This window comes from Microcoleus sp. BR0-C5 (assembly GCF_036705045.1).
Lineage (GTDB): Bacteria > Cyanobacteriota > Cyanobacteriia > Cyanobacteriales > Microcoleaceae > Microcoleus.
Map to the genome: position 1 here is coordinate 1 of NZ_JAUBTR010000201.1, position 1,415 is coordinate 1,415.

At 42.4% G+C, this 1,415-nt stretch carries 2 protein-coding genes; one reads left to right on the forward strand and one right to left on the reverse strand.

Going from position 1 to position 1,415, the window contains the following annotated elements:
• Positions 1–82 precede the first annotated feature (82 nt).
• Entirely contained in the window at positions 83–1,072 is a 990-nt protein-coding gene (locus tag QUB08_RS31915; RefSeq protein WP_333230299.1) for a transposase, read from the forward strand.
• A 5-nt stretch (positions 1,073–1,077) separates the two neighbouring features.
• On the opposite strand, the gene QUB08_RS31920 is transcribed toward QUB08_RS31915, so the two are convergent.
• The coding region (locus QUB08_RS31920) for an nSTAND1 domain-containing NTPase (RefSeq protein WP_445300983.1) at positions 1,078–1,415 on the reverse strand (338 nt) is incomplete at its 5' end.

Below are 1,415 nucleotides of genomic sequence, written 5' to 3' on the forward strand. Positions count from 1 at the left end.
TCGCTAATTTAGGATGATTGCATTTACGTCATACAGCCGGCGTTACACAAAGGCTTTAATTGTTTTTGGAGATGTCTCTGGAATGAAGGTCAGAATTTTGGATGGAAATTGCTTGGCTGGAACGGACCATCGCTTAGATGTACTCAAGGGGCAAGGAGCCAAAGTATTACCTGGCAAGTCTTTGGTCGTGCTAGACCCGGACTTAGACTTAGCTATCAATATTTTTTTGTGTGAAGATGGTCATGCTCAAGAAAGACGGCTATTTTCTCAAGTGTTAGAAACCGTTGAAAGAGATGAATTATGGATGGCTGACCGGAATATGTGTACCCGGGATTTCTTATTGGGGTTGAACAAAAAAGGGGCGTATTTTGTTATTCGAGAACATCAAACGATGCCCTGGGAACCCGTGAGTGAATTAAAATCAATTGGCCAAATTGAGGCTGGCTTGTTATTAGAACAAAAAGTCTGCATTACTAATAATGGAGAAAGTTTAGTCATGCGCCGAGTCCTGCTGCGGTTATTTAAACCCACTCAAAGTGGAGAAAAAGAAGTGGCTATTTTTACCACTCTTTCTTCACATAAAGTTTCGACTGACCAGGTGGCATCTTTGTATCGAAATCGCCGAAGTATTGAAAACTTGTTTCAAGTAGTTACCGAAAATTATCAATGTGAAATTAAGACCTTGGGCTATCCCCAGGCGGCTTTATTTTCTTTTTGTTTAGCCTTAGTCGCCTACAATATTTTAGCCACAGTCCGTGCGGCTTTAGCCACCGTGCATGGTCACGGCAAAATTGAAGCGGGGCTTTCCTCCTATTATATGGTAGAAGAAATGCAAGGAGTTTATCGAGGAATGATGATTGCAATAGAACCTGTTCATTGGCAGGTATTTGATTCGTTACCATTAACCGAGTTCGGGAATGTACTTCTGTTTCTCAGCCAGCAAGTCCGTTTGCTCAATTTTCTCAAGCAACCCAGAGGTCCCAAGAAGAAAAAAGGACCTCCTATTTATGATCCTAAACATCCCCACCTGTCTACTGCTCGACTCTTAGAACCCTCTCACAAGTCACCTTGACAGGGCTAGGGGTAGAAGGTACACTCTCCTAAAAAGTCCGCCCGCATCGTTATGACAATTTTTTGGCCTTCGGCAAGGTGAAACAACTTGTCAATAAATTCTTGCCGATTGGCTTTATCCTCGCAGAGGGTAAACAGTTCCTCAAATTGGTCTACCACCAATATTGAATGCTGTTCCGATACCTTTAACAGTATTTCTAATTGTTTCAGTGGCTCGTTGCTCGGTGTGATCCGAACCGACTGTAGGCTTGGCTCCTGCTCTTTAAGCTTAGGGACTTGCGGAAAAATAAAGTACCTATTAAATGGGGATAATCTTGATATCCCATTTGGGTAAAGTTTCAGAA

Bases quoted from the DNA above. Each gene is read 5' to 3' on its own strand.
- QUB08_RS31915 (WP_333230299.1), top strand. From the start codon at position 83: ATGAAGGTCAGAATTTTGGATGGAAATTGCTTGGCTGGAACGGACCAT.